This window comes from Amycolatopsis sp. NPDC004772 (genome assembly GCF_053601215.1).
In genome coordinates this window covers 1-26,215 of record NZ_JBSGBK010000083.1, presented here as the reverse complement: position 1 = coordinate 26,215, position 26,215 = coordinate 1, and the positions used below count along the sequence as shown (strand labels likewise).

Genomic DNA, 26,215 nt, shown 5'->3' with positions numbered 1-26,215 from the left:
AGCCCCGGCGAACATGTCCTCCCCAGGTGTCGCGGTGCTCACGACAAGGCGGACAACGCTAGGCCGAAGGGCCACTTCTCCGCTTACGATCGGCCCGTGACCACGCCTGTTTCACTCGCACTGGCCATCGGCGCACTGGTGGCCGGTGCGGTGGCCGGTTACTTCCTGGCGCGGGCGCGCACCCGCCGGGAAGAGGCCCGGCCGCCGGGCCCGACCGTCGCGGAACTCCTCGAACGGCTGGTCCGCTCCTCGAACAACGGCGTCGTCGTGCTGAACCGGTTCGGCGACATGGTCCTGCACAACCCGCGTGCCTACGAGCTGGGTCTGGTCAAGGTCAACCAGGCCGACCCGCGGGCCCGCAAGGCCGCCGAGCAGGTCGTCGAAACCGACGAACCGATGGAGATCGACCTTTCGCCACTCGAAGCGCGCGGGCGGCAGCCGGAAGCGGTGCTCGGCCAGGTCCGGCCGCTCGGCGACGGCTTCACCGTCGTCGAGGCCGTCGACCACTCCGAGGCCATCCGGCTGGAGGCCGTGCGCCGCGACTTCGTCGCCAACGTCAGCCACGAGCTCAAGACCCCGGTGGGCGCGATCGCGCTGCTCACCGAGGCCGTGCTCGACGCCGCCGAGGACGTCGAGGAGGTCCGCCGCTTCGGCGGCAAGATCCTGCGCGAGTCCACCCGCCTGGGCCAGCTCGTCACCGAGCTGATCGCGCTGTCGCGGCTGCAGGGCGCCGAGCGGCTGCCCGACCTCAACGTCGTCGAGGTCGACGCGGTCGTCCGCGAATCGCTCGGCCGCACGACGCTCTCGGCGGAGTCCGCCGACATCAGCATCACCACCGACAGCCCGAGCGGCCTGCTCATCGAGGGCGACCGCACGCTGCTGGTCACCGCCCTGTCGAACCTGCTGGAGAACGCCGTCGCGTACTCGCCGGCCGGCAGCCCGGTCTCCATCAGCAGGCGGCTGGCGGACGGGATGGTCGAGATCGCCGTCACCGACCGCGGCATCGGCATCGCCGAGGACGAGCAGCAGCGCGTGTTCGAGCGCTTCTACCGCGCCGACAAGGCCCGCTCGCGCGCCACCGGCGGCACCGGCCTCGGCCTGGCGATCGTCAAGCACGTCGCGGCCAACCACGGCGGCTCGGTCGGCCTGTGGAGCCGTCCGGGCACCGGCTCGACGTTCACCCTGCGCATCCCCGCGCACGTCAGCCCCGAACCGGCCCCCGAGCCGGCCCGGGCGGCCAAGACCTCGCCGGCACCGCGGCAGGAGAAGACCCCCGAGCGCACCCCGAGGCTCGTGGTTACCGGGCAGGACAGCCCAGATCATGGAGGAAACCTGTGACCAGGGTTCTCATCGTCGAGGACGAGGAGTCGTTCGCCGACCCCCTCGCCTTCCTGCTGCGCAAGGAAGGGTTCACCGCGGCCGTCGCCGGGACCGGCCAGGCCGCGCTGGAGGAGTTCGACCGCAACGGCGCCGACATCGTGCTGCTCGACCTCATGCTGCCCGGCATGAGCGGCACCGACGTGTGCAAGCAGCTGCGCCAGCGCTCGGCCGTGCCGGTCATCATGGTGACCGCGCGCGACAGCGAGATCGACAAGGTCGTGGGCCTGGAGCTGGGCGCGGACGACTACGTGACGAAGCCGTACTCGGCGCGCGAGCTGATCGCGCGGGTCCGGGCGGTGCTGCGCCGCGGCGGCGAGCCGGGCACCGACGGCGAGCTGGCCCCGCTGGTGCTCTCGGCGGGCCCGGTCCGGATGGACGTCGAGCGGCACGTGGTGACCGTGGACGGCGCCGAGGTGTCGCTGCCGCTCAAGGAGTTCGACCTGCTCGAGTACCTGCTCCGCAACGTCGGCCGGGTGCTGACCCGCGGGCAGCTGATCGACCGGGTGTGGGGCGCGGACTACGTGGGCGACACGAAGACCCTGGACGTCCACGTGAAGCGGCTGCGCTCGAAGATCGAGCCGGACCCGGGTTCGCCGCGGCACCTGGTGACGGTGCGCGGCCTGGGCTACAAGTTCGAGACGTAAGTCCTCTTCGGGCGGTTTCGTCCCGGCGGGAGGCGCGCCGGGACGAGGCCGCACCGAGTGTTTTCGGTTACATGTTCGAGACCTCGGGCTGGGGCCGGTACCCTGGACCCCCGTGCGCCTAGGGGTACTCGACGTCGGTTCCAACACCGTCCACCTGCTCGTGGTCGACGCCCACCGTGGCGCCCACCCGACGCCGATGCATTCCGAAAAGTCCGTGCTGCGGCTGGCCGAGCGGATCACCCGCGGCGGCGAGCTCAGCAAGGCCGGTGCCGACGAGCTCTGCACCGCCGTCCAGTCCGCGAAGGAAGCCGCCGCGCGGCTCGGCTGCGAAGAGGTCATGGCCTTCGCCACCTCGGCCGTCCGCGAGGCGAAGAACTCCGCCAAGGTCCTGGCCCGGGTGGCCGAGGAAACCGGCGTCGAGCTGCAAGTTCTCTCCGGGGTCGACGAAGCCCGGCACACCTTCCTCGCCGTCCGCCGGTGGTACGGCTGGTCGGCCGGGCAGCTGCTGGTGCTCGACATCGGCGGCGGCTCCCTGGAAATCGCGATGGGCCGCGACGAGGAACCCGTGCTGGCCGAATCGCTGCCCCTGGGCGCGGGCCGCACCACGCGCACCCGCTTCAAGCACGACCCGCCGACGCGCTCCGAGCTCGTCGCGACGTCCGCGTGGCTGGACGACCAGCTCACCGACCTCACGCGCAAGGTCACCAAATGGGGTGAACCCGATCGGGTCGTGGCGACGTCGAAGACGTTCCGCTCGCTCGCCCGGCTGACCGGCGCCGCCCCCTCGGCGGCGGGCCCGCGCGTCCGACGTACGCTCACCGATACGGCATTGCGCCAGCTCCTGGCCTTCATCTCGCGGATGCCGTCGGCCGATCTCGCGCAGCTCGAGGGGGTCAGCTCGAGCCGGTCGCACCAGCTCGTGGCGGGTGCGCTCGTCGCGCAGGCCACGATGCGGGCGCTCGGGGTGCCGGAACTCGAGATCTGCCCGTGGGCTCTGCGAGAGGGTGTCATCCTGCGGCGGCTGGACCATTCGAACGGCGCGGATGAGACTGGAGCCGCCCTCGCCGGGCGCTTCGGCGCACAGGAGGACCGGTGAAAGCACGCGGCTGGACTTCCCGGACGGATAACGGGCACGGTGGAGAGGTGACGGACATGCAGAGGTCGGTGTACAGCGCGCGCGGCGCCGCCGGTGTGCCGTCGGGTTTCGCTCCGCGAGGTGCCGACAGTGGCAACACGGTGCGCGCAGGGGATCACCAGGTATGACGGACCAGACCGGAGGCGACCAGCCGCAGAAGACCGTGGCTGAGCTGCTCGCCCAGCACGGTGCCCAGGTCGACGGCGGACGCCGTCGCCGTCGGCGCGCCGCCGATGACGACGACGAACCCGCCACCCCCGAAGCCCCGCCCGGCGCGACCGGTTCGCACCGGCGGCCCGGCGTGAGCGACACCGGCCCGCAGGCGATCATCGACCGGGTGGCGTCCGAAGGCACGCCGGCCCCGCCCGCGCGCCCGGCCGGGCGTCGCCGCGCCGAGCCGCCGTCCCCGCCGCCGCCCGCGCCCCGGGCGGTCCCGCAGGACTCCCAGCCGCTGCCCCGGCCGGTGGCGCCGCCCCCGGCGCGGCCCGCCCCGGGGGGTGCCGAGTCCGGCCAGTACGCCCGTCCGGTCCCGCAGGAGTCCGGCCAGTTCTCCCGGCCGCCGCAGGAGTCGGGCCAGTTCGCGCGCCCGCAGGAGTCCGCGCAGCTGCCGGTGCCGCCGCGCGCCGCGCCGCGCCGCCAGCCCCCGCCGCCGCAGCCGTCCCAGCAGCTGCCGACGCCGCCCCAGCCGTCGCAGCAGCTGCCGGCACCCCCGCCGCCCGGCACTCCGCTGTCGGCCCGGCTCGACGGCCTCAACGGCACCCCGGACGCCGACATCGACGTCCCGCCGGGCCCGATGGCCAGCGGGTCGTTCGCGAACCCGCCCGCCGCGCCCGGCCGCCCGCGCCGCGCCCCGGCGCGCCGCCCGGAGCCGAAGCGCGAGGACCACACCGAGCAGTTCTCGGCGGTCCCCGACGACGAGCCGCCCGCCCCGCCGGTGCCGCCGAAGGCCAAGAAGCCCGACGAGCCCGCCTCGCCCGCGGGCCTGGCGAACTGGCGCAAGCGGCGGCAGAAGGAGCAGATGGAGGACACCGAGATCGGCGTCATGCCGGCGGTGCCCTCCGACACGCCCGACGACGGCTACCCCGAAGACGACTTCGAGCCCGACGGCTTCGCCCCGGAGAGCAGCGGCTACCAGGCCGCCTACGACGCGGGCCCGCCGACCGGCGCGTACCCGCCGCCGATGCCGTTCGCGCCCGGCGACCGGGCCTCGCGGGCGCCGATCCCGGACGACCTGGCGCCGTACGAGCGCGAGTTCGCCGACGACTACCCGGCGGACGGCCCGGACTTCGAGCAGGACGACTACGGCTACGAGCAGGGCGAAGGCTACGAAGACGACGAGTACGACGACGCGCCCGAGCCGGCCGCGGAGCCGGAACCTGCGGCGTCGCCCGGCAAGCAGTGGCTGGCCCTGGCCGGCCAGCTGGCGCTGGGTGTCGTCGGTGGTGCCGCCGTCTGGCTCGGCTTCAACTGGCTGTGGGTGAACATCCCGGCCGCCGCGCTGATCGCCGCGCTGCTGGTGGTCGTCGCGCTGGTCTGGATCGTGCGGAAGATCCGCCGCGCCGAGGACCTGCAGACGACGGTGCTCGCGGTGCTGGTCGGCCTGGTGGTGACGGTTTCGCCGGCTGCGTTGCTGCTGGTCGGCCGCTGACGCGGTGATCCGCGTCGCGTTGGCGGCCCGGCGGCGTCGCGCACCCGTGGTGACGAGGCAGGATGGCGCGCGTGACAGACGAGCAGCCGGTCCCCGTCGGACTCAGCACGGCGTCGGTGTGGCCCCTCAAGGCGGGGACGGCGTTCGAGCTGGCCGCCGAGCTCGGCTACGACGGCGTCGAGGTGATGGTCTGGGCCGACCCGGTCAGCCAGGACGTCACCGCGCTGCGGCGCCTGTCGCGGCGCACCGGCGTGCCCGTGCTTTCGGTGCACTCGCCGTCGCTGCTCATCACCCAGCGGATCTGGTCGCCCGATCCGGTGGTGCGGCTGCGGATGTCGGTCGATGCCGCCCTGGAGCTCGGCGCGCGCACGGTGGTGGTGCACCCGCCGTTCCGGTGGCAGCGCCGGTACGGCGACGGGTTCGGTGATCTCGTCGCCGAACTGGAGGAGTCGAGCGGCGTCGAAATCGCCGTGGAAAACATGTTCAAGGTCCGGCCGCCCGGTGGTTCGAAGAATTCGCGCGTGTCCGCGTTCCGGCCGTCGATCGATCCGACGGACGTCGGGTTCCGGCACTACACGCTCGACCTGTCCCACACAGCGGCAGCCGAGATGGACGCGCTGGCGCTCGCGCAGCGGATGGGTGACGGCCTCTCGCACGTCCATCTGGCGGACGGCACCGGCGTCCCGAGGGACGAACACCTGGTACCCGGCCGCGGCGGCCAGCCCTGCGCCGAACTGCTCGAGAAGCTGGTCAGCAACGGTTTCGGCGGCCAGATCGTGCTGGAGATCAACACCCGGCACGCCGTCACGGCGGCGCAGCGCGTCCGCGATCTGGCGGAGGCGTTGTTGTTCGCGCGGTTCCACCTCGGCCAATAAGTGCGTCGCGCCTATCTACTCCCCAGTGCATTTCCGCCGGTTGTACCCGTAAAGTTCGGACCGTGAACCCGTCGCACTCGTTGCTCGTCACCTACCCCGATTCCCGAAATGGCGCGGACCGTTCGTGAGCGGAATGGACGGCACCGCCGTGTCCTTCGACACGGCGAGTGCGGCGCGGTCGCTGGGGGACGGCACCTTCACCGCGGTGCTGCGTGCGGAATGGGCCATCGGCTCGCACCCGCACGGGGGTTTCCTACTCGCCCTGCTGGCCCGGGCGGCGATCGCCGCCCTGCACGAGCGCGGTGAGCCGCACGCGGAGCCGCTGGTCGTCAGCGCGGAGTTCCTGCACGCGCCCGCGCTCGGCCCGGTGCTGCTGCGCACGGACGTCCGCAAGGTCGGCCGCCGCGCGACGGTGGTCGAGGTCCGCCTGGAGCAGCGCGGCCGCAGCTGCGTCGAGGCGAGGGTGACGACGGGCCGCCTGCCGATGCGCCGTCCGGAGTGGACCGACGTCCCGTCGATGCCGGCCGAGCCCCCACCGGGCGCGCTGGCGATGGCGGAGAGCACGGAGGGGCCGTTCAACCTGGCCAAGGGCTGCGAAGTCCGCCTCGACCCGGCGACGGCGGGCTACCTGACGGGCCGCACGGGCGAGCCACCCCGGATGCGGCTGTGGGTCCGCCCGCGGCACAGCCTGGTGGACCCGTATTTTTCGCTGCTGGCGTCGGACGTGAACCCGCCGGTCGTGATGAACCTGGGCCGCATCGGCTGGGCCCCGACGGTCCAGCTGACGGCGCTGCTGAGGACACGCCCGGCGCCCGGGTGGCTGAGAGTGGTGGTGGAGTCGAGGTCGGTGCACGAGTCGTGGTTCGACTCCGACGCCACGGTGGTCGACGCCCAGGGCCGGCTGGTGTGCCAGGCACGCCAGCTGGGGTTGGCCCCGGCTCCCGGCGGCTGAGCGCGGGCTCGGTGTGTGCTTGGAAGGGTGGTGCCGGCGCGCCCCCGGCACCGGGGTGTCCGGCCTCGTTTGGCACCCTTGCCACCATGACGGTCATCGCGGTGCTGGGTGCGGGCAAGATCGGTGAGGCGTTGCTCTCGGGGCTGCTGCACGGCGGCCACGACGCCGGCGACCTCCTCTTCACCGAGCGGTACCCGGCGCGCGTCGACGAGCTGACCAGCCGGTACGGCATCCGGGGCGTCGAGGTCGAGGAAGCCGCAAAGCGGGCCGACATCCTGGTCGTCGCCGTGAAGCCGCAGGACATCGAGCCCGTTCTGGACGAGCTCGCTCCTCTGCTCGGGCCGTCCTCGCTCGTCGTCTCGCTCTGTGCCGGGCTGCCCACCTCGCTCTACGAACGGCGGCTCGCCGAGGGCGTCCCCGTCGTGCGGGTCATGCCGAACACGCCGATGCTGGTCAACGAGGCCATGAGCGCCATCTCCGCCGGCCGGTACGCGACCGGCGAGCACCTCGCCGTCGTGCGGGACCTGCTTTCGCACGTCGGGCAGGTCGTCGAGGTGCCCGAGGCGCAGCAGGACGCCGTCACCGCTCTGTCCGGGTCCGGGCCCGCCTACTTCTTCTACCTGGTCGAGGCCATGATCGACGCCGGGATCCTGCTCGGCCTGCCGCGCGCGCTCGCCGGGCAGCTGATCATCCAGTCGGCCGTCGGCGCGGCGAAGATGCTCGCCGAATCCGATGAGCACCCCGTGCTGCTGCGCGAGGCCGTGACCTCCCCGGCCGGGACGACCATCAACGCCATCCGCGAACTCGAGAAGCACGGCGTCCGCGCCGCGCTGCTGGCCGCCATCGAGGCCGCGAAGGACCGGTCGGTGGAACTCGGCCAGGCGCACGAGAGCTGACCCCGGGCGCCCGATTTCCCCGAAAAGGGCGATTGCCCGGGTCTTGCACGCGCCGGTGCTTGTGCGTTAGCCCTGGTAGGGGCCCATCTCGGTGACAGGCGTCGCATTAGTCCCACCAGTCCCGCTACTCTCGATAGAGCACGTGCGTGTCGATACCACAGGTGGGGAAGCCTCGTGGCGCGACACGTGTCGAAGGACGCGGTAAACATGTCGCCGAACAAGAAGGAGGATTTGCCCGCCGTCGGGCAGGTCCAGTTCCTGACGGTCGCCGAGGTGGCCACGCTGATGCGGGTCTCCAAGATGACCGTCTACCGTCTCGTGCACTCGGGTGAGCTGCCCGCCGTCAGGGTCGGGAAGTCCTTCCGGGTGCCGGAAAAAGCAGTGCACGAGTACCTCCAGGGTGCCTACTACGACGTGGGGTGATCCACGGCCCGGCCGGCGGCACGCCGTGTTTCGACGTGCCCGCTGACCGGCCTGCCCGGGGAGACGGGTAACCTGGAAAACCGCTCGTGCCTGTGCGCTCCACCCGTTGGACGCTGCGCCGGGCAGCGTGACCGACGTCGACCTAAGGAGCGCCCATGGGCTCTGTGATCAAGAAGCGCCGCAAGCGCATGTCGAAGAAGAAGCACCGCAAGCTGCTTCGCCGTACGCGCGTCCAGCGTCGTAAGGCCGGCAAGTAAGCCTGCTGAGCGTGACCGTGGCCCGTCCAGTCTCTGGACGGGCCACGTCCATGTGGTGGGCACGGTCCGCCCGTTCGAGTGAGGCGTTCGTCGCTTTCCGGCGAAACCGGTGTTAATAGCACGTGAGACGGCCCGGAGCTACCACTGAAGAGCGGTAACATCTCAAGGGCGTCCGCGCGATGCTTCCAGTGAGTGCAGGTTCGCGCGCCTCGGGTGACCGTCCACCCCCCACTTGCCCTACGCCGCAGGGAGTCGCATGCCGTCGAACATCGTGCTCGTCACCGGGGTCGCCGGGGAACTGGGCGGGAAACTGCTCGCCCGGCTGGGCAACAACCCCGATTTCGAACGGGTCATCGGTGTCGACACGGTCCCGCCCGACAAGGCGGTCCTGCAGCGCATGGGGCACGCGGAGTTCGTCCGCGCGGACATCAGGAACCCGTTGATCGCCAAGGTGATCAGCACGGCCAAGGTGGACACGGTCGTGCACGCGTCCTGCACCGCGCACCCGGCCGGGCCGGGGCGCCGCACGGCGATCAAGGAAGTCAACGTCATCGGCACCATGCGGCTGCTCGCCGCGTGCCAGCGCTCGCCGCTGGTCCGGAAACTGGTGGTCAAGTCGACGGCGGCGGTCTACGGCGCCGGCGCCCGCTCGCAGGCGGTGTTCACCGAGGACTCCGAGCTCATCCCGACGTCGACCAGCGGATACGCGAAGGACGCGGTCGAGATGGAGGGGTACGTGCGCGGCCTGGTGCGGCGCCGCCCGGACATCACGACCACGCTGTTCCGCTTCGCCAACATCATCGGCCCCGAGACCGACACCGTCCTCGCGCGCTACTTCGCGCTGCCGGTGGTGCCGACGGTCTTCGGCTACGACGCGCGGATCCAGCTCCTGCACTCTTCGGACGCGCTGTCGGTGCTGGAACGGGCGACGTTGACCGACCGGCCCGGCGTGTTCAACGTCGGCGCGGAGGGGGTACTCACCCTCTCGCAGGCGATCCGGCGGGCCGGCCGGGTCGAGCTGCCGATGCCGCGGAGCGTGGTGCCGTCGGTCGGCAAGGTCCTGCGCGGCGCGCGCGTCGTGGACTTCTCCGCCGACCAGGTCCGGCTGCTGAACTTCGGCCGGGTCGTCGACATCGCCAAGCTGAAGCAGGAGTTCGGCTACACCCCGCGGTGGACCACGCGGGAGGCGTTCGACGACTACATCGTGGGACGCGGGCTCCGCCCGGTGCTCGACGGCGGCAAGCTGGCCGGGCTGGCCGGCAAGGTGCTCGTCGCCGCCGCGACCGGGCAGAGCCGATGACCAGGCCACACGACTACTTCGGAAGCGAGGCGGGAACGGTGGGCGGTGCCGAAGCGCAGGTCATCCCCCTGCACGGACCGGGCCGGGAGAAGCCGGAAGCCGTGGAAGCCGAGCGGGACCTCCGCGAGCAGGAGGAGGCGCCGGTCGTCGCCTTCCCCGGCGGCGTCGACCGGCCGGCGCCGGAAGAGCCCCTTTCGGACGCGGCGCGCTCGGCGCTCGGCTTCCTCCGCGACCGGCTGACCGGCGACTACACGGTCGACGAGTTCGGCTTCGACGCCGAGCTGACCGAGGCGGTGTTCCTCCCGCCGCTGCGCGCGCTGTACAAGAAGTGGTTCCGCGTCGACACGTACGGCGTCGAAAACCTCCCGGCGGCCGGCGGCGCGCTGCTGGTGTCCAACCACTCGGGCACGATCCCGCTCGACTCGCTGATGACGGCGGTGGCGGTCCACGACGCGACGGGTGGCCGGCACCTGCGCGGACTGGGCGCCGACCTGGTGTTCCAGGTGCCGCTGGTGGGGTCGTTCGCCCGCAAGTCCGGCCAGACGCTGGCCTGCCACGCGGACGCCGAGCGCCTGCTGCGCAAGGGCGAGCTGGTCGGGGTGTGGCCGGAGGGCTTCAAGGGGATCGGGAAGCCGTTCGCTTCGCGCTACAAGCTGCAGCGCTTCGGCCGCGGCGGCTTCGTGTCGGCGGCGCTGCGGGCGGGTGTGCCGATCATCCCGGTGTCGGTGATCGGCGCCGAGGAGATCTACCCGAAGCTGGGCGACATCAAAGTCCTGGCGCGGATGCTCGGGCTGCCGTACTTCCCGGTGACGCCGTTCTTCCCGATGCTGGGCCTGCTGGGCGCGGTCCCGCTCCCGACGAAGTGGAGCATCGAGTTCGGCGCCCCGATCGCGACGGATGCCTTCGGCCCGGAGGCCGTCGACGACCCGATGCTGGTGTTCCAGCTGACCGACCAGGTGCGGGAGTCGATCCAGCAGACGCTCTACCAGCGGCTTTCGCAGCGGAAGTCGGTCTTCCGCGGCTGAGTCAGTCGCTGACGTGGGCGGTGTGGTCGAGCCAGTGCCGAGCGAGCTCGGCGTCGCCCTCGACGGTGGTTTCGGTCAGCGGCAGCCGCCGGGTCAACGTCAGCAGCAGTGACGCGGCCGGACTGCTGATCGTCACGTCGGCCGGTCCGGTCTTGTGCTGCCAGGTCGCCCCCTCGGGGCGCCGCTCGACGAACCACGCGCCGTCGGCGACGTCGGTGGCCCGCCACTGCAGGGTTTGCCCGGTGCCGCGGATGGCCTGCGCGGACGCGGGCCGCTGCAGCTCCCAGGTCGGCGAGGTGAGCATCGTCAGGTGGTTGGTGACGAGCGCGGCCGCGACGTCGGCCTCGACGTCGGCCGGCCGGCCCGCCGCGGCGGCCCCGTCGAAGCCGTGGACGACGGCCTCGTTGAGCATGGTGGACAGCCAGAACTGCGTCCCGGACCGCTCGTCCCCGGAGGCGTTGAACACCGGCGCGCCGAGCGCGTCATCGGAACAGGCGGCCGCGACCCGGTCCGCCGCCTCCGCCAGCCAGCCCGGCCACGCACCCGGGTCGGCGGGCAGTTCCGGCAGCTCGGTGGGCAGCCGGGTGGGATCGGTGATGCGGCGCTCGATGATCTCCGCAACCCAGTGCTGGGTCTGCCCCAGGTGCCACACCAGATCGGTGACGGTCCACTCCGGAGCCGTCGGCACGGCCGCGCCGGGGCCGGTCACGGCAGCGGCTTCCGCCAGGCGCCGGGTGTGATCGACGATCGCTCGCCGGGTGCGGTCCGCGGTCAGCTCGGTCATCGTGTGTCCTCGGTGTTCGGGGCGCCCCGGGTGGGTGCCTTCGCTGAAGCGTCGAACGACGATGGCGCGGATCGACACGCCCCTGGCGGAAATTCTCGTTGCCGCCGCGCGGGCCCCGGCTTCCGAGGCTGAGTGACGCGGACGCCCCAACCCGCACCCCGCCCAGACCTGCCCCGCCACCCCGATCCGAAGCCAGCACGCGGCCGTAGCGACAATCCCGGCTTCGGGGTGGTGGGCACCGAGCTCAGGCCTCGAGTTCGCGGGCTTTCGGCCGGTAACCCAGCCGTCCCCGGGTGGCGATGAGCAGCACCAAAGCCACCGCGGTCGAGGCGAGCAAGAACGCGTGCGTCGTGTCCCTGACCCCCAGCGAAGGGAACATCTCCGACCACGCGATCGAGAAGAAGTTGTTGACGCTCGTGTGCAGCAGCATCGCGAGCGGCAGGCTCTGGCCGGTGCGGTTGAACACCCATGTCATGATGATGCTGAACGTCACGCAGGTGGCGACGAACTCGATCGGCGTCAGCCAGGTGATGTCCGGCCAGCCGCCCCACTCGCTGAAGAACAGCGGCAGGTGCCACACGCCCCACAGCGGGCCGAGGATCAGGGTGCCGCCGAGCGGTCCGTAGCGCTGCTGGAGGCGGGGGAGGGCGAAGTCGCGCCAGCCCGGTTCCTCCGCCAGCCCGGTCGTCACCATCTGCAGCAGGAGGCCGGGCAGGTAGGCCACCAGCGTCGCCACCGCCGGGGCGAGGGGGGTCTGCTCGGTCAGCGCCATGGTGGCGATCGTGAGCAGGGCCGGCACGCTGAGCACCACCGCCACGTACCAGAACCAGTGGACCCGCCACTTGAACAGCCGCGCGGTCCACCGGCGGAGGCCGGTCCGGCCGTCGGCGAGCGCGGTCACCAGGAACGCCGCGGCGATCGGGCCGAGGTAGGCGCCCGGGAGGACGCCGGCGAACTGCGAGGTGCCGAGCAGTTCCGGGAACCGGAAGTGGAGGACGCCCAGTCCGTTCTCCGACAGGATGTAGGGCGTCCACGCGATCCAGCTCAGCAGGTTGGCCAGGGCGAAGAACCAGGTGAGCGGGTGTTTGCGGAGGCTGTTCCGCAGCCTGCCCCCGCCGCCGGTCCGGTCTTCGATGTCCACTCGGGTTGCCACCACACTGTCCCTTCGGGAGTTGCCTTTCCGATGGGAAAAGCACACCAGCCGAAGGCGGCCCGGTCATTCCCGCGAGCACCCGAAGCGGGGGTAGCGCAGGCGCTACCGGCGCCGGTAAGCCATCCCGGCCGCCACCGCGCCGGCCAGCGCTCCGGCCCCGAGCACCGAAGGGACGCCGATCTTCGCGGCCTTCCGGCCGGTCCGGAAGTCCCGGATCTCCCAGCCGCGCGCCCGGGCGACGTCCCGCAGCCCGCCGTCGGGGTTCACCGCCACCGCCGTGCCGACCACCGACAGCATCGGGATGTCGTTCGCCGAGTCCGAATACGCCGTGCAGCGCTTCAGGTTCAGGCCCTCGCGCGAGGCCAGGGCCCGCACCGCGTGCGCCTTGGCCCGCCCGTGCAGCAGGTCACCCACCAGGCGGCCGGTGTACACGCCGTCGCGGGTCTCCGCGACCGTGCCCAACGCGCCCGTGAGACCGAGCCGGCGGGAAATGATCGCCGCCAGCTCGATGGGGGTCGCCGTCACCAGCCACACCCGCTGGCCCGCGTCCAGGTGCATCTGGGCCAGCGCGCGCGTTCCGGACCAGATCTTGTCCGCCATCAGCTCGTCGTAGATCTCTTCGCTGATCGACGTCAGCTCCGCCACCGTACGGCCGGCCACAAAGGACAGTGCGCGTTCGCGGTGGGTCTTGATGTCCTCTTTGTTCTCGCGGCCGCCGAGGCGGAACTTGATCTGGCCCCAGACGAACCCGGCCAGGTCCGACGACGTGAAGAACTTGCGCGCGGCCAGGCCGCGGGCGAAGTAGAAGATCGACGCGCCCATCATCATCGTGTTGTCGACGTCGAAGAACGCGGCCGCGGTCAGGTCCGGCGGCGCGGGCGGGGCCGGGGGTTCGGACAGGGCGTGCGCGGCCTCCGCCGACGCCTCGCCCGCCAGCGCGGCGAGCCGTTCGAGCTCCTGACTCTTGTCCTTGCCACGCCAAGCTGACACGTACACCGCCTCCACGTCTCCTTCGCACAGCGTAGCGAGCCGCCCACCGCGCCGTCGCAGGTGTGGGCCGGACCTCAGCCGATGATGATCGGCGGAAGCCCCGGCAGGAGCGGCGGCAGCGAAATCAGCGGCGGCTGGGACGTCGTCGTGGTCGGCGCCGGCGGGCGGGACGTCGTCGACGGCTGGCCGAACACCGGGGGCGGGGTCACCCCGCCGGTCGGTGCCGGGAGGCCCGGGGTCGCCGCGGCGTCCGACGACGGCAGTTGCGTGCCCGTCGGTGTCGGTGTCGTGCTCTCCTGCGACGAAGGCGCGACCGACGCCGTCGGCTGCTCCCCGGCCGCCGGGGCGGGCCGCTGCGTGCACTCGCCGGTCGCCGGAAGCGGGCCCAGCTCGTCCGAGGCGCCGGTGGTGATCTGGTAGCAGTTCATCCGCGCCACCAGGCCGCTCGCCCGCTCCTGGACCTTGCTCAGCAGGTCGCGGACGTCGCCGAACACCGGCGCCGCGTCGGCCGGGAGCGGCAGCGCGGCCAGCCGGGCCGCCTGGTTGCGGGCCCAGAGCCGGACGTCGGACAGCGCCTGCGTGCCGGCGCCGTCGCTGGTCGCCACGGTGGACAGCTGGGCGACGCCGGCCCGCAGGTCGGCGGCGAAGTCGTCGTACGCGGTCCGGTAGTCGGCGGCGCTCGCGTCTTCCGCGGCCAGCTCGCCGAGCTCGGTGATCCGGTTGGTGGCGAACTCGAGGTGCTTGCGCGCCTTCTCCTGGTCACCGAACGTGAGGCCCAGCGCGGTCGACTCGCCGGCGCGCTTGATGCCGTACAGCGGGTCACCGGGCAGCGCCGTGCGCGAGAGCACCAGCGTCAGCCCCGAGAGCACGAGGAAGAGGAAGAGCGCGGCGGCCACCAGGTCGGCGGTCCGCGGCCGCCACCTCCGACGCGGGGTGGTGGCCGCCGCCGTCTCCAGGCGGCCCGCGATCTCCGCGCGGATCCGCTGCCGCGTCTCCAGGTCCGGTGACCCGGCCGCGCCGAGGTCGCGCAGGGCGCCGACGATCGCGAGTTCGTCGGCGAACTCCCCGTCCCGGCGGACCGGCGACGGTTCCAGGGCACGCGCGAACCGCTCGCTCTCGGCTCGCTCACGCGCAAACCTCACGGCGCTGCTCTCCATCCCGGGCTTCGGCCGGCCTGACACCGGTCTGCGTGGGGTAACGATCCAGAAGCCGTCAGGGTTACCGGTTTCGGCCGACGAACGGAAAAGTTCGCGGGTTCAGCGCAATCCGGTGGGCAGAAGTTGTGCCAATCGGCGTACCGCGCGGTGCTGGAGCGCCTTGATGGCGCCTTCGTTGCGGTTCATGATCTCGGCCGTCTCGGCCACCGACAAGCCCTGCAGGAACCGCAGGACGATGCATTCGCGCTGGTCCTCGCCCAGTTCGGCGACGCAGCGCAGCAGCTCGGCCCGGGTGGCGCGGCTGATCGCCTCCTGCTCGGGGCCCGCCTGGGCGGTCGCGCCGACGCTGAACGGCGCCGAACCCGGCTCGGTCACCTCGTCGGTGACCACCTCGAGCTTGAACCGGCTCGACTTGACGTGGTCGAGCACGAGGTTGCGGGCGATGGTGACGAACCAGGCGCCGACGTCACGTCCCTGGTAGCTCACCGACGTGATGCGGCGCAGCGCGCGCAGGAACGTCTCGCTGGTGACGTCCTCGGCGAGGTCGCGGTCGCCGAGGCGGAACAGCACGTACCGGTAGACGACGTCGACGTAGCGGTCGTAGAGCCGGCCGAACGCGGACGAGTCGCCGTCCTGCGCGGCCCGCACCAGGTCCCAAGCCTCGGCCTTCGCCGCCTCGGCGCGTTCGTCGTCGGCCGCCTGCCTGCTCAGCGGCACGGACGGCGCCCGTCCGAAGACGCGCTCGGCGAACATGAAGACGGGCCCACGGCTCACGGCGGTCGGCACGGTCATCGGGCGGCACCTCCGGCGGTGGCTTCGGCCCAGCGGGCCACGGTACCCCCGGAACCACGGCGAGCAGGGATCGGCCGGCTCGCATGCCCCACGACCTCGTGGGCAGGCAAGTTCCTCACGGCGACTCCCTCTCTCCGGTCGCGGCGGTGATCAACACCACCGGCGCGACGCAGTGCAGCATACGTGTAGTTACCGCTAAGTAGGTAGTGGTTCCGGGGTTGCGCAGACGCGACGCTCGCGGTCAGCACCCATGACGTCGCTTCAGATGACAGACTTGCAACGGTTGGCGCCGGGCGAGAAGAGGTGGGTCGCGGGTGAGTGCTCCAGAAGGGACGCAGCCGGGGGTCGGCGGGCTGCTCACACGGGCCGCGGCGACGTGGCCGGAGCACCCGGCCGTGGTCGAAACCGGCACCGGGCGCAGCCTGACCTACCGCGAGGCCGACGCGGCCGCCCAGGCCCAGGCCCGCCGGCTGGCGGCCGCCGGGGTCGGCCCCGGCGACCGGGTGGGGCTGCGGCTGCCGACGTCGGTGGACTTCGTCATCGCCTTCTTCGGCGCGCTGCGGGCGGGCGCCGTGGTCGTCCCGCTGTCGCCGCAGGTGCCCGGGCCCGAGCTCGAGAAGCTCCTCGAGCACAGCGGCGCGAAGGTCGTCGTCCAGCGCGACGCCGAGGGGGATCTCCCCGACGGCGTGAGCGGTCTCACGCCGGGGGGTGACCCGGACGGAGGAGGGGATTTCCCCGACACCGGCCGGGCCGGCGAGGACATCGCGGTCATCTCGTACACCTCGGGCACGACCGGCCCGCCGCGCGGGGTGATGCTGTCGCACCGCGCGCTGCTGGCGAACCTCGAGCAGATCAGCGCGGTCGAGGGCGTCCTGGAGCAGGACGACCGGGTGCTGATCACCATCCCGCTCTTCCACGTCTACGGCCTCGGGCCCGGCCTCCTGCAGGCCACCGCGGTCGGCGCGACCGCGGTCCTCTCCGAGCGCTTCGAAGCCCAGCGCACGCTGGACGACTGCGCCGAGCACCGCGTCACCTCGATCACCGGCGTCCCGACGATGTACGGCGAGTTCGCCGCGTTCGGCGCCGACGAGCTGCGCCGCGGCCTGGCCACCGTGCGCCGGATGACCTCGGGCGCCGCGCCGCTGCACCCGAAGGTGCTGACGGCCATCCGCGAGGCCACCGGCCTCGACGTCTACGAGGGCTACGGCCTCACCGAATGCGCGCCGGTGGTGACGTCGACGCTGGTCACCGGCTATCCGAAGCCCGGGTCGGTCGGGCGGCCGCTGCCCGGCGTCGAGCTGCGGCTGGTGGACAGCGACGGCACCGACCAGGCCGTCCCGCTCGACCCGGACGACGTCGACGACGTCTTCGAGGCCGAAGGCGAGACCGGGCTGGTGTCGATCCGCGGCGCCAACCTCTTCTCCGGCTACTGGCCCGACGGCGGCCACGGCCCGGACGACGAGGGCTGGTTCCGCACCGGCGACGTCGGCTACCTCGACACCGACGGCGACCTGCACCTGGTCGACCGGGCCAACGACCTGATCATCGTCAACGGCTTCAACGTCTTCCCGCGCGAGGTCGAGGAGGTCATCGGGCAGCTGCCCGAAGTGGCCGAGGCCGCGGTCGTCGGCGTCGTCGACGAGCGCAGCGGCGAGGCGGTCAAGGCGGTCGTGGTGCCGTCGGCCGGGGCGGCGCTGTCCGAGCAGCAGGTCGTCGACCACTGCGCGGCCCACCTCGCCGGGTACAAGGTGCCGCACCTGGTCGAGTTCGCCGAGTCGCTGCCGCATTCGGCGACCGGGAAGCTGCGCCGCCTGCGGCTGCGGTAGGAAGGACGGCATGGCGCACGAAGTGACGGTGCTGGGCCGGGACGGCTGCCACCTCTGCGAGGTCGCGGAAGCCGAGGTCGCACGGATCTGCGGGGAACTCGGCGTCGCGTGGAAGGCCGAGGACGTCGACACCGATCCGGAGTGGCGCGCGGAGTACGGCGACCGTGTCCCGGTGATCCTGGTCGACGGCGCCGAGCACGGGTACTGGCGCGTCGAAGAGGACAGGCTGCGGCGCGCGCTGCAGCCGTAACCGGCTCGTAAGGGCGATCGAGCAGCCGCTTCACGTCTTCGCTCCGAAGATGGAGACGTGAGCACTCTGCAAGAAGCGCCGCCCGAAGCGCCCCGGCGGCTTTCGCTGCCGGTCGCGACGCTGATCGGCCTCCTCGCGCTGGCCGCCGCCCTCGGCGTCGGGCACCTGGTCGCGGGCTTCGTCGGGTACACGGCGTCGCCGTTCATCGCGGTGGCGAACTACGTCATCGACCACAGCCCGACGGCGATCGTGAAATGGGCCGAGCGGACGCTGGGCACCTGGGACAAGCCGGTGCTCAAGCTCGGGCTCGCGGTGGTGCTGGTCCTGTTCGCGCTGCTCGCCGGCCAGCTCTCGCGCCGGACGCCGCGAGCGGGGCAGATCCTCGTCTTCGTGCTCGGCGCGGCCGGGGTCGCGGCCGTGTACGCGCGCAGCGACCTCGGGCAGGTTTCGCTGCTCGCGCCGGTCGCCGCCCTGGTCGCCGGGCTCGCGGTGTTCACCTTCCTGCACCGGCTCGCGCTGCCCGTCGACGTCGTGCCGGACCGGGGCTTCGACCGGCGGAAGTTCCTGCGCGCCGGGGTCGGCGTCGCCGCCGGGTCGGGCCTCGCGGCCGTCGTCGGCCAGGTCGCCGGGACCAGCTCGAACGCCGAGGACTCGCGGGCCGCCGTCGGGCCGCTCGTGCCCGCGCGCACCGCGCCGCCGCTGCCCGCGGACGCCGACTTCGCGAAGCTCGGCTCGCCGCCGTTCCTCACGCCGAACGCGGACTTCTACCGGATCGACACCGCGCTGGTCGTGCCGCAGATCCGCACCGAGGACTGGAGCCTGAAGATCCACGGGATGGTCGACCGCGAGGTGACCTTCTCCTACGCCGACATCCGCAACCGGCCGCTGGTCGAGCGCCGGGTGACGCTGACCTGCGTGTCCAACGAGGTCGGCGGGCCGCTGATCTCGAACGCGACCTGGATCGGCGTCGACCTGGTGGACCTGCTGGACGAGGCCGGGGTGCAGGCGGGCGCGGAGCAGATGTTCGCGACCAGCGTCGACGGCTGGACGTGCGGGACGCCGGCGAACGTCGCCCTCGACCCGACGCGCGGGGCGATGCTGGCGATCGGCATGAACGGCGAGCCGCTGCCGGTCGAGCACGGCTTCCCGGCGCGGATCGTCATCCCCGGCCTCTACGGCTACGTGTCGGCGACGAAGTGGGTCGAATCGCTGGAGTTCACCAAGTGGGACGCCCGCCAGGCGTACTGGCTCAGCCGCGGCTGGGCCGAGCAGGCGCCGATCAAGACCGAGTCCCGCATCGACACGCCGAGCGGCTTCGCGGGCGTCACGGCGGGCAAGGTCCGGCTGGCCGGCACGGCGTGGGCGCAGCACACCGGGATCGCGAAGGTGGAGGTCCGGCTCGACCAGGGTCCGTGGCAGCCGGCGACGCTGTCGGCCGAGGTGAGCAAGGACACCTGGCGGATGTGGTGGATCGAGCTGGACGTGCCGAAGGGCACGCACCAGGCGTCGGTCCGGGCGACGGATCAGGACGGGTACACGCAGACGGAGAACCGAGCGGACCCGGTCCCGGACGGCGCCACCGGCTGGCACTCGGTCACCCTCGACGCCCGCTGACCGCCCTGACCGCCCCAAGCGCCCCAATGTGGCGTTGGTTGCGTCAGACGCACCGAACGCCACATTGGGTGCGTCCAACGCACCGAATGCCACATTGGGTGCGTCAGACGCACCGAACGCCACATTGGGGCGCTTGTCGACCGGTCCGGCGGAGCCGTTCACCGCGTCCGGTGGGCCGTTCGCCGCGTCCCGCGGGCCGCGCCGCCGGACGGCTTTCGATCACCGGCCGCGCGGGCCCGGCGCGGAAGTGCCTGGCGGGCAAGGATTCTGACGCCGCGTCATGATCGTGCGGTGGTCGGAACCGCCTCCGACCAGTGACTTTGTGCGTGCGTTCACAAGTGGTCTACCGTAGGAGCGTCGCCCGGGACGGGCCGGTATCGAACCGGACTCCGGGGCCTGGGTCAAGACACAGTTCCGAATGGCGATGGCCGCCAGACGTGCACAGCGGGCAGGAGAACTACGGCGTGGTGACACAGCGGGGGAGGCGCGACGCGGCGGACTCCCCGGGCCGGGCGCCCCGGCGGCCCCGCCGTCCGGCCGGCCCCGACGCCGACAACGCCCCCACCGCCGAAATGCCCGCGGTACCCGCCGGTGAGCCGGGCCGCAACGGGGATGCCCCCGAGGCCGTCCGGGCCAAGTCGATTCCCGAGGCCGCCGTCGCGCGGCTCGCCGTCTACCTCCGCGTATTGTCCGGAATGTCGGAACAGGGCGCGACCACCGTTTCGAGCGAAGAACTGTCGCAGGCCGCCGGCGTCAATTCCGCGAAGCTGCGCAAAGACCTCTCCTACCTGGGCTCCTACGGCACCCGCGGCGTCGGCTACGAGGTCGGCGTCCTGGTCAGCCAGATCGAGCGCATCCTCGGCCTGACCCGCCAGCACAAGGTCGCCGTGGTCGGGATCGGCAACCTGGGCCACGCGCTGGCCAACTACGGCGGCTTCCCGGGGCGCGGCTTCCCGGTCGAAGCGCTGTTCGACCTGGACCCGGACCTGATCGGCGTGCCGGTCGGGGGTCTCCCCGTCTCGCACATGGACGACATCCCGCGGATCTGCGCCGAACGGGGCATTTCCATCGGTGTGATCGCCACTCCGCCCACCGCCGCGCAATCGGTGTGTGACCGCCTGGTCGCGGGCGGTGTCCAGTGCATCCTCAACTTCGCCCCGGTCGTTCTGCAGGTTCCTGCTCACATCGAGGTCCGCAAAGTGGATTTGGCCGTGGAGCTGCAGATACTCTCGTTCCATGTGGCCCGCCGAGCGGATGACGCCGCTGGCAATCAGGGCAATTCCGGATTACCCGCGGGAGTGCTGCCGTCCGAGAATGGGAACGGCAGGCGGAACGGCTCGGGACCGGACGGCGGACGGGAAATGGTGGTGCGTTCATGAGCGTCTTGGCGGTCGGTCTCTCGCATCGGAGTGCGGAGCTGAGCACGCTCGAGCGCGTCGCGGTGCCTGCGCCCGAGGTCGGCAAGGTCCTCGACGAGCTGCAGCAGGCCGAGCACGTCAGTGAGGTCATGCTGGTCTCGACGTGCAACCGGATCGAGGTTTACGCGGTCGTCGAGACCTTCCACGGCGGCCTCAACGACGTCTCCGAGGTGCTCGCCCGCCAGGCCGGGATGGCCCCCGCCGAGCTCTACGACAGCCTGTACGTCCACTACGCCGGTGCCGCCGTCGAGCACCTGTTCTCGGTCACCTCGGGCCTGGACTCGATGGTCGTCGGGGAGACGCAGATCCTCGGCCAGATCCGCGGCGCCTACGCCACCGCCCGCGAGGCCGGCACCGTCGGCCGCACGCTGCACGAGCTGATCCAGACCACGCTGCGCGTCGGCAAGCGCGTGCACACCGAGACCGGCCTCGACCAGCTCGGTGCGTCGGTCGTCTCCGAAGCCCTCGCCGCGGCCGGGGACGTCACCGGCAAGCACGCCGTCATCGTCGGCGCCGGCTCGATGGGTGCGCTGAGCGCCTCGCAGCTGCGCAAGGCCGGGATCGGCGAGATCACCGTCGCCAACCGCACCGACGCCCGCGCCCGCCGGCTCGCCGCGAACGTCACCGAGCAGGGTGTGCCGGCCCGCGCGATCCCGCTGTCCGCGGTGGCCGACGCGGTCCGCGACGCCGACATCGTGATCTGCTGCACCGGCGCGCAGGACGCCGTCTTCGCCCCGGAGCACGTGCTGCCGCGCGGTGGCCGGGAGCTCGTCGTCTGCGACCTGGGCCTGCCGCGGGACGTCGACCCGGAGGTCGGCGAGCTGGCCGGCGTCCGGGTGGTCGACCTGGCCACCATCCAGCGCCGGATGCGCGAGGCGGGCACACCGACCACCGAGCGCCAGACGGCCAAGGCGACCGGGATCGTCCTCGACGAGGTGCGCGACTACCTCGCCGGGCAGCGCAGTGCCGAGGTGACGCCGACGGTGACCGCGCTGCGCCGCCGCGCGGCCGAGGTCGTCGACGCCGAGCTGCTGCGGCTGGACAACCGCCTGCCCGGCCTGGACGGCGCCGTCCGCGAAGAGGTCGGCCGCACGGTCCGCCGGGTGGTCGACAAGCTGCTGCACGCGCCGACGGTGCGGGTCAAGCAGCTGGCCGCCGAGACGGCCGACACCGACTACGCGAACGCGTTGCGTGAACTGTTCTGCCTCGACCCGCAGGCGCCCGCCGCGGTGGCGAGCCCGAAGCCCCCTTCAGAGAAGAAGTAGTAGTGACCAGAGTCATTCGCATGGGTACGCGCGGTTCGAAGCTCGCGCTCGCCCAGACCGGGACCGTCGCCGACGCCCTGCGCGCCACCGGCGCCGAGGTCGAGATCGTCAAGGTGACCACGCCCGGTGACCAGTCCTCCGCGCCGATTCCCACGATCGGGGTCGGCGTCTTCACGTCGGCGCTGCGGGAAGCGTTGCTCCGCGACGAGGTCGACGTCATCGTCCACTCGTACAAGGACCTGCCGACCGCCCCCGAACCGGGCATCACGCTGGCCGCCGTGCCGCCGCGCGAGGACCCGCGGGACGCGCTGGTCGCCCGCGACGGGCTGACGCTCGGTGAGCTCCTGCCGGGCGCGAAGGTGGGCACGGGCTCCCCGCGGCGCACCGCGCAGCTGCGGGCGCTGGGTCTCGGTTTGGAAATCGTGCCGATTCGCGGCAATATCGACACCCGCATGCGCAAGGTGTCCGACGGCGAGCTCGATGCCGTGGTGCTCGCGCGTGCCGGACTGGCCAGGATCGGCCGGGCCGAGGCGATCACCGAGACCCTCGACCCGATCCAGATGCTGCCCGCGCCCGCGCAGGGTGCGCTGGCGGTGGAGTGCCGGGCCGCCGACGTGGACCTCGAGCAGCTGCTCCGGTCCACTTTGGACGACGAGGGTACGCGGGCCGCGGTGACGGCCGAGCGTTCCCTGCTGGCCGCGCTCGAGGCGGGGTGCAGCGCGCCGGTGGGCGCGCTCGCCGAGGTCGTCGAAGACCTCGACGCCGAGGGCAAGGTCGTGGAACGGATCTCGCTGCGCGGCACCGCCGCCGCGGAAGGCGAGAACGGCGCGGTGGACATGGTCCGGGCCTCCGCGCTGGCCGACAAGGACCAGGCCGCCCAGCTGGGCAAGGACCTGGCCGCCGAGCTGCTGGACCTCGGAGCCGGAGCCCTCTCCGGCCCTGCCCAATAGCGCTCTCGCGAGCGCTTTCGAAGACGTAGGAGATCTGCGGCCGCGCAATCGTGCACGGTCGCCGCAAGAGGAGAAACGCACAGATGACCCCCGCGCGAAAGACCACCGGGCGCGTAGCGTTCGTGGGCTCCGGCCCCGGCGACGCCGGCCTGCTCACGGTCCGTGCCCAGGAGCTGCTGATCAAGGCCGAAGTCGTGGTGACCGACCCCGACGTCCCGCAGGCCGTGCTGGCCATGGCCGCCGAGGGCGCCGAGGTCCGGCCCGCCGTCGGCGAGGCCGCCGAGGTCGCCAAGGACCTGACCAACGAGGCCAAGGCCGGCCGGCTGGTGCTGCGCCTGGTCGCGGGCGACCCGCTGACCACCCCGGCCGTGGTGGCCGAGGTCCAGGCGGTCGCGCGCACGAGCGCCGTGTTCGACGTCATCCCGGGCGTCTCCCCGGCCGCGGCCGTCCCGGCGTACGCGGGCGTCGCGCTGGGTGGCACGCACACCGAGGTCGACGTCCGCGGCGACGTCGACTGGGCGGCCCTGGCCGCCGCGCCCGGCCCGCTGGTGCTGCACGCGACGTCGGCGCACCTGGCCGAGGCCGCTTCGGCGCTGACCGGCAACGGCGTCCCGGCGTCCACCCCGGTCGCGGTCACCGCGAACGGCACCATCAACACCCAGCGCACCCTCGACACGACGCTCGAGAAGGTCGCCAACGACGCGGGCGAGCTCGTCGGGCCGCTGATCGTCACGATCGGCCAGGCCGCCGGCCACCGCTCGAAGCTGTCGTGGTGGGAGTCGCGCGCGCTGTACGGCTGGAAGGTCCTGGTGCCGCGCACCAAGGAGCAGGCCGGCGAGATGGCCGAGCGCCTGCGCGGCCACGGCGCGACGTCGCACGAGGTGCCGACGATCTCGGTCGAGCCGCCCCGCAGCCCGGCGCAGATGGAGCGCTCGGTCAAGGGCCTGGTCGACGGCCGCTACCAGTGGATCGTCTTCACCTCCACCAACGCGGTCCGCGCGGTGTGGGAGAAGTTCGAGGAGTTCGGGCTCGACGCCCGCGCGTTCTCCGGCGTGAAGATCGCCTGTGTGGGTGAGTCGACCGCGGCGAAGGTGCGTTCGTTCGGCATCATCCCGGAGCTGGTCCCGTCGGGCGAGCAGTCGTCCGAGGGCCTGCTGGCCGAGTTCCCGCCGTACGACGACGTGCTCGACCCGGTCGACCGCGTGCTGCTCCCGCGGGCGGACATCGCCACCGAGACGCTGTCGGCCGGCCTGCGCGAGCGCGGCTGGGAGATCGACGACGTGACGGCGTACCGCACGGTCCGCGCGGCCCCGCCGCCCGCCGAGACCCGCGAGATGATCAAGACCGGCGGGTTCGACGCGGTCTGCTTCACCTCGTCCTCGACCGTGCGGAACTTGGTCGGCATCGCCGGCAAGCCGCACACCCGCACGCTGGTCGCGTGCATCGGCCCGAAGACCGCGGAGACCGCGGTGGAGTTCGGGCTGCGCGTGGACGTCCAGCCGGAGAAGGCGGACGTGCCGCACCTGGTGGACGCCCTGGCCGAGCACGCGGCTCGGTTGCGGGCCGAGGGTGCGCTGCCGCCGCCGCGCAAGGCGAAGCGGGCCCGCCGCTCCTGAGGTCCTTTCACGACGAAGGCCGCCCCGGTCGGGGCGGCCTTCGGTCGTTTCAGCGGTCGTTGGTCTCACGCCACTTCAGGTAGTCGGCCACCGAGGCGGGGACGTCGAACTGGGGCTTGAAGCCCGTGTCCTCCGTGAGCCGCGAGATGTCCAGGTACGGGCCGTTCGAGCCGCCCGGCTGGAGGGTGGCGCCCAGCGCCGATGCGAACTCGCCGTAGGTGAACGGGCGGCCGCTCGACACGTTGTAGACCTCGTGGTTCAGCGTCGGTGCCGTCGTCAGCAGGGCGATCGCGCAGCCCGCGTCCGGGGCGTAGCAGACGTCGCCGCCGTCGTCGGTGTGCAAGCCGGCCGGCGGCACGGCCGTGTTGACGAACGAGGGGATCGGGCAGAACGGGGACTGCGGGTCGACCAGGGGGCCCCAGATCGTGCCGATCCGCAGCACCAACGGCTGGACCCCGCTGCCCGCCAGGGCGTGCGTCGTCAGCGGCTCGACCGCCTTCTTGTAGGCGATGATCAGGTGCGGCAGGGAAGCCGTCGGCAACGCGAGGTCTTCGGTCCACGGAACCTCGGGACGGCCGACGTACACCCCGAGACTGCTCGCCACGGCGAACCGCCGGACACCCCACGCGCGGGCCGCGGCCAATGCGTTGAGCAGCCCCGCCGTGTCCGTGCGGAAGAACTCCACCGGATCCTCGCCGGGAATGCTGCCCGCCAGGTGGACGATGTCGCTGATCTCGTGGCGCGAGCCGAGCGCGAGGAACGCGTCGCGGTCGGTGACGTCGAGGTGTTCGACCGTGACGCGGCCGGCCAGGAACGAGGGGACTTTCGCGCGCCGGTGGGCCGTCACGACGACGTCGTGGCCGAGGTCGAGGAGCGCGCGGGCGGTGTGGGCGCCGATCATGCCGAGCCCGCCGGTGACGAGGATCATCGCGCCAGGCTAGGGACGCCGGACCGCCACTTCTTGAACGAATCGCGCAGGAAGGGCAGGTAGGACGCCGAGTGGTCGTGGCCGCAGGCGCACTCCTCGACGCTCCCGCCGAGCAGCGTGCGCGGCGTGAGCCCGGTCAGGCGGAGGCACTCGCGGCTCAGGTGGGCCTGGTCGGCGTACCCGGTGTCGGCGGCGAGGCCGGCCGGGCTGCCGGCCCCGGCCTGGGCCAGCGCGAGGAAACCCTGGAACCGCAGCGTCCGCTGGAGGGTCTTCGGCGCGACGCCCACCGCCTGCAGGCACCGGCGGCGCAGCTGGCTGGGGGAGAGCGCGAGGTGCCCGGCGAGGCCGTCGATGTCGACCGGCCGCCACGGCATGAGCCGCCGCACGGCCTCGGCCACCAGCGGGTCCACCGCCTTGCGCGGCAGCCGGGCCTGCAGCACCTCGATCGGCCCGGACGCGGCCTCCGCGAGACGGTCCGCCTCGCTCCACAAGTCCGCCAGGTCGAGGTGCTGGTCGACCAGTTCGTCCAGGGGCACCGGAAGCGGTGGCGCGGCACCGGGCAGGTAACGGACGCCGACGAGCGTGGTCCGCGCGGGGATGACTTCGAGCCGCGCCGACGTCAGCGGGCCGAGCAGCCGGGGCCGGCCGCCGACCGGGAAGTGGAGCTCGACACCGCCGGTGGGCAGGTGCCGCTGGACGTACGGTTCGTCGCCGGTGCGCTGGACCCAGACCGTCCGCACGACGCCGGCCAGTGCGGGCACGGGAAGGCGTTCGACGTACACCCCCGTACCGAAGCGGTTCGGCGAGAGCGGCGTCAAGCGCCCCAATGTGGCGTTCGGTGCGCTCAAGGTCGCCGTCGTGACCGAGACACCGCGGGTGCGCAGGTGCTCGCGGAGCCGGTCGAGGCTCAGCCCGCGGGCGCGGATGGCCGCGCGCA

At 72.5% G+C, this 26,215-nt stretch carries 25 protein-coding genes; 18 read left to right on the top strand and 7 right to left on the bottom strand.

Going from position 1 to position 26,215, the window contains the following annotated elements:
* The first annotated feature begins 96 nt into the window (after positions 1–96).
* The 11 genes from ACWEF6_RS34515 (at position 97) to ACWEF6_RS34465 (ending at position 10,535) form a co-directional block, all read left to right on the top strand.
* Positions 97–1,338: a sensor histidine kinase gene (locus ACWEF6_RS34515; RefSeq protein WP_310967930.1), complete on the top strand. Its 1,242-nt coding sequence runs from the start codon at positions 97–99 to the stop codon at positions 1,336–1,338.
* Positions 1,335–2,024 carry a response regulator transcription factor gene (locus ACWEF6_RS34510; RefSeq protein WP_086680214.1) on the top strand — a complete coding sequence of 230 codons (690 nt, stop codon included), beginning with the start codon at positions 1,335–1,337 and terminating at the stop codon, positions 2,022–2,024. Before ACWEF6_RS34515 ends, ACWEF6_RS34510 begins: the two co-directional genes overlap by 4 nt.
* Positions 2,025–2,136: 112 nt before the next feature.
* Positions 2,137–3,120: a Ppx/GppA phosphatase family protein gene (locus tag ACWEF6_RS34505; RefSeq protein ID WP_449686761.1), complete on the top strand. Its 984-nt coding sequence runs from the start codon at positions 2,137–2,139 to the stop codon at positions 3,118–3,120.
* A 163-nt stretch (positions 3,121–3,283) separates the two neighbouring features.
* Positions 3,284–4,807, top strand: coding sequence for a hypothetical protein (locus ACWEF6_RS34500; RefSeq protein WP_449686760.1), 1,524 nt, complete (start codon positions 3,284–3,286; stop codon positions 4,805–4,807).
* A 62-nt stretch (positions 4,808–4,869) separates the two neighbouring features.
* The gene (locus ACWEF6_RS34495) at positions 4,870–5,682 is read left to right on the top strand and encodes a sugar phosphate isomerase/epimerase family protein (RefSeq protein ID WP_449686759.1); all 813 of its coding nucleotides are present in this window, start codon (positions 4,870–4,872) and stop codon (positions 5,680–5,682) included.
* Positions 5,683–5,815: 133 nt separating this feature from the next.
* Entirely contained in the window at positions 5,816–6,634 is an 819-nt protein-coding gene (locus ACWEF6_RS34490) for a thioesterase family protein (RefSeq protein WP_285994060.1), read from the top strand.
* Between the two features lie 86 nt (positions 6,635–6,720).
* Entirely contained in the window at positions 6,721–7,530 is an 810-nt protein-coding gene (gene proC, locus ACWEF6_RS34485; protein WP_449686758.1) for a pyrroline-5-carboxylate reductase, read from the top strand.
* A 207-nt stretch (positions 7,531–7,737) separates the two neighbouring features.
* A complete protein-coding gene (locus tag ACWEF6_RS34480; RefSeq protein WP_013222402.1) occupies positions 7,738–7,953 on the top strand; it encodes a helix-turn-helix domain-containing protein in 216 nt (71 codons plus the stop codon).
* Between the two features lie 155 nt (positions 7,954–8,108).
* Positions 8,109–8,210: a 30S ribosomal protein bS22 gene (locus tag ACWEF6_RS34475; protein WP_007030867.1), complete on the top strand. Its 102-nt coding sequence runs from the start codon at positions 8,109–8,111 to the stop codon at positions 8,208–8,210.
* 256 nt (positions 8,211–8,466) lie between these two features.
* Positions 8,467–9,510: an NAD-dependent epimerase/dehydratase family protein gene (locus ACWEF6_RS34470; protein ID WP_449686757.1), complete on the top strand. Its 1,044-nt coding sequence runs from the start codon at positions 8,467–8,469 to the stop codon at positions 9,508–9,510.
* A complete protein-coding gene (locus ACWEF6_RS34465; protein ID WP_449686756.1) occupies positions 9,507–10,535 on the top strand; it encodes a lysophospholipid acyltransferase family protein in 1,029 nt (342 codons plus the stop codon). Before ACWEF6_RS34470 ends, ACWEF6_RS34465 begins: the two co-directional genes overlap by 4 nt.
* A 1-nt stretch (position 10,536) precedes the next feature.
* Here ACWEF6_RS34465 and ACWEF6_RS34460 read toward each other — a convergent pair whose 3' ends face one another.
* The 5 genes from ACWEF6_RS34460 to ACWEF6_RS34440 all read right to left on the bottom strand — a co-directional run bounded on the left by ACWEF6_RS34460 (position 10,537) and on the right by ACWEF6_RS34440 (position 15,411).
* The gene (locus ACWEF6_RS34460) at positions 10,537–11,319 is read right to left on the bottom strand and encodes a maleylpyruvate isomerase family mycothiol-dependent enzyme (RefSeq protein ID WP_449686755.1); all 783 of its coding nucleotides are present in this window, start codon (positions 11,317–11,319) and stop codon (positions 10,537–10,539) included.
* A 244-nt stretch (positions 11,320–11,563) separates the two neighbouring features.
* Positions 11,564–12,472: a CPBP family intramembrane glutamic endopeptidase gene (locus tag ACWEF6_RS34455; RefSeq protein WP_449686754.1), complete on the bottom strand. Its 909-nt coding sequence runs from the start codon at positions 12,470–12,472 to the stop codon at positions 11,564–11,566.
* Positions 12,473–12,574: 102 nt separating this feature from the next.
* Positions 12,575–13,462 (bottom strand): HAD family hydrolase, encoded by an 888-nt coding sequence (locus tag ACWEF6_RS34450; RefSeq protein ID WP_310967921.1) that lies wholly within the window; start codon positions 13,460–13,462, stop codon positions 12,575–12,577.
* A 74-nt stretch (positions 13,463–13,536) separates the two neighbouring features.
* Positions 13,537–14,604, bottom strand: coding sequence for a DUF5667 domain-containing protein (locus tag ACWEF6_RS34445; protein ID WP_449686753.1), 1,068 nt, complete (start codon positions 14,602–14,604; stop codon positions 13,537–13,539).
* 114 nt (positions 14,605–14,718) lie between these two features.
* Positions 14,719–15,411: a sigma-70 family RNA polymerase sigma factor gene (locus tag ACWEF6_RS34440; protein WP_449686752.1), complete on the bottom strand. Its 693-nt coding sequence runs from the start codon at positions 15,409–15,411 to the stop codon at positions 14,719–14,721.
* 314 nt (positions 15,412–15,725) lie between these two features.
* On the opposite strand from ACWEF6_RS34440, the gene ACWEF6_RS34435 reads away from it, so the two are divergent.
* The 7 genes from ACWEF6_RS34435 (at position 15,726) to ACWEF6_RS34405 (ending at position 24,350) form a co-directional block, all read left to right on the top strand.
* Entirely contained in the window at positions 15,726–17,237 is a 1,512-nt protein-coding gene (locus ACWEF6_RS34435) for an AMP-binding protein (RefSeq protein WP_449686751.1), read from the top strand.
* Between the two features lie 10 nt (positions 17,238–17,247).
* Positions 17,248–17,487 carry a glutaredoxin family protein gene (locus ACWEF6_RS34430; RefSeq protein WP_310967917.1) on the top strand — a complete coding sequence of 80 codons (240 nt, stop codon included), beginning with the start codon at positions 17,248–17,250 and terminating at the stop codon, positions 17,485–17,487.
* 57 nt (positions 17,488–17,544) lie between these two features.
* Positions 17,545–19,101 (top strand): molybdopterin-dependent oxidoreductase, encoded by a 1,557-nt coding sequence (locus tag ACWEF6_RS34425; protein WP_449686750.1) that lies wholly within the window; start codon positions 17,545–17,547, stop codon positions 19,099–19,101.
* Positions 19,102–19,565: 464 nt separating this feature from the next.
* Entirely contained in the window at positions 19,566–20,480 is a 915-nt protein-coding gene (locus ACWEF6_RS34420; protein WP_449678391.1) for a redox-sensing transcriptional repressor Rex, read from the top strand.
* A complete protein-coding gene (locus tag ACWEF6_RS34415) occupies positions 20,477–21,784 on the top strand; it encodes a glutamyl-tRNA reductase (protein ID WP_449686749.1) in 1,308 nt (435 codons plus the stop codon). The genes ACWEF6_RS34420 and ACWEF6_RS34415 overlap by 4 nt, the downstream gene beginning before the upstream one ends.
* 20 nt (positions 21,785–21,804) lie before the next feature.
* On the top strand, positions 21,805–22,734 hold the full coding sequence (hemC, locus tag ACWEF6_RS34410; protein WP_449686748.1) for a hydroxymethylbilane synthase: 930 nt from the start codon (positions 21,805–21,807) through the stop codon (positions 22,732–22,734).
* A gap of 83 nt (positions 22,735–22,817) precedes the next feature.
* Complete coding sequence (locus ACWEF6_RS34405; RefSeq protein WP_449686747.1) at positions 22,818–24,350, top strand: uroporphyrinogen-III synthase; 1,533 nt, start codon at positions 22,818–22,820, stop codon at positions 24,348–24,350.
* 49 nt (positions 24,351–24,399) lie between these two features.
* On the opposite strand, the gene ACWEF6_RS34400 is transcribed toward ACWEF6_RS34405, so the two are convergent.
* Both ACWEF6_RS34400 and ACWEF6_RS34395 read right to left on the bottom strand, forming a co-directional pair.
* Positions 24,400–25,278 carry an NAD-dependent epimerase/dehydratase family protein gene (locus ACWEF6_RS34400; RefSeq protein ID WP_449686746.1) on the bottom strand — a complete coding sequence of 293 codons (879 nt, stop codon included), beginning with the start codon at positions 25,276–25,278 and terminating at the stop codon, positions 24,400–24,402.
* Positions 25,275–26,215: helix-turn-helix domain-containing protein (locus ACWEF6_RS34395; protein WP_449686745.1), on the bottom strand; the 941-nt coding region annotated here is incomplete at its 5' end. The genes ACWEF6_RS34395 and ACWEF6_RS34400, both read right to left, overlap by 4 nt.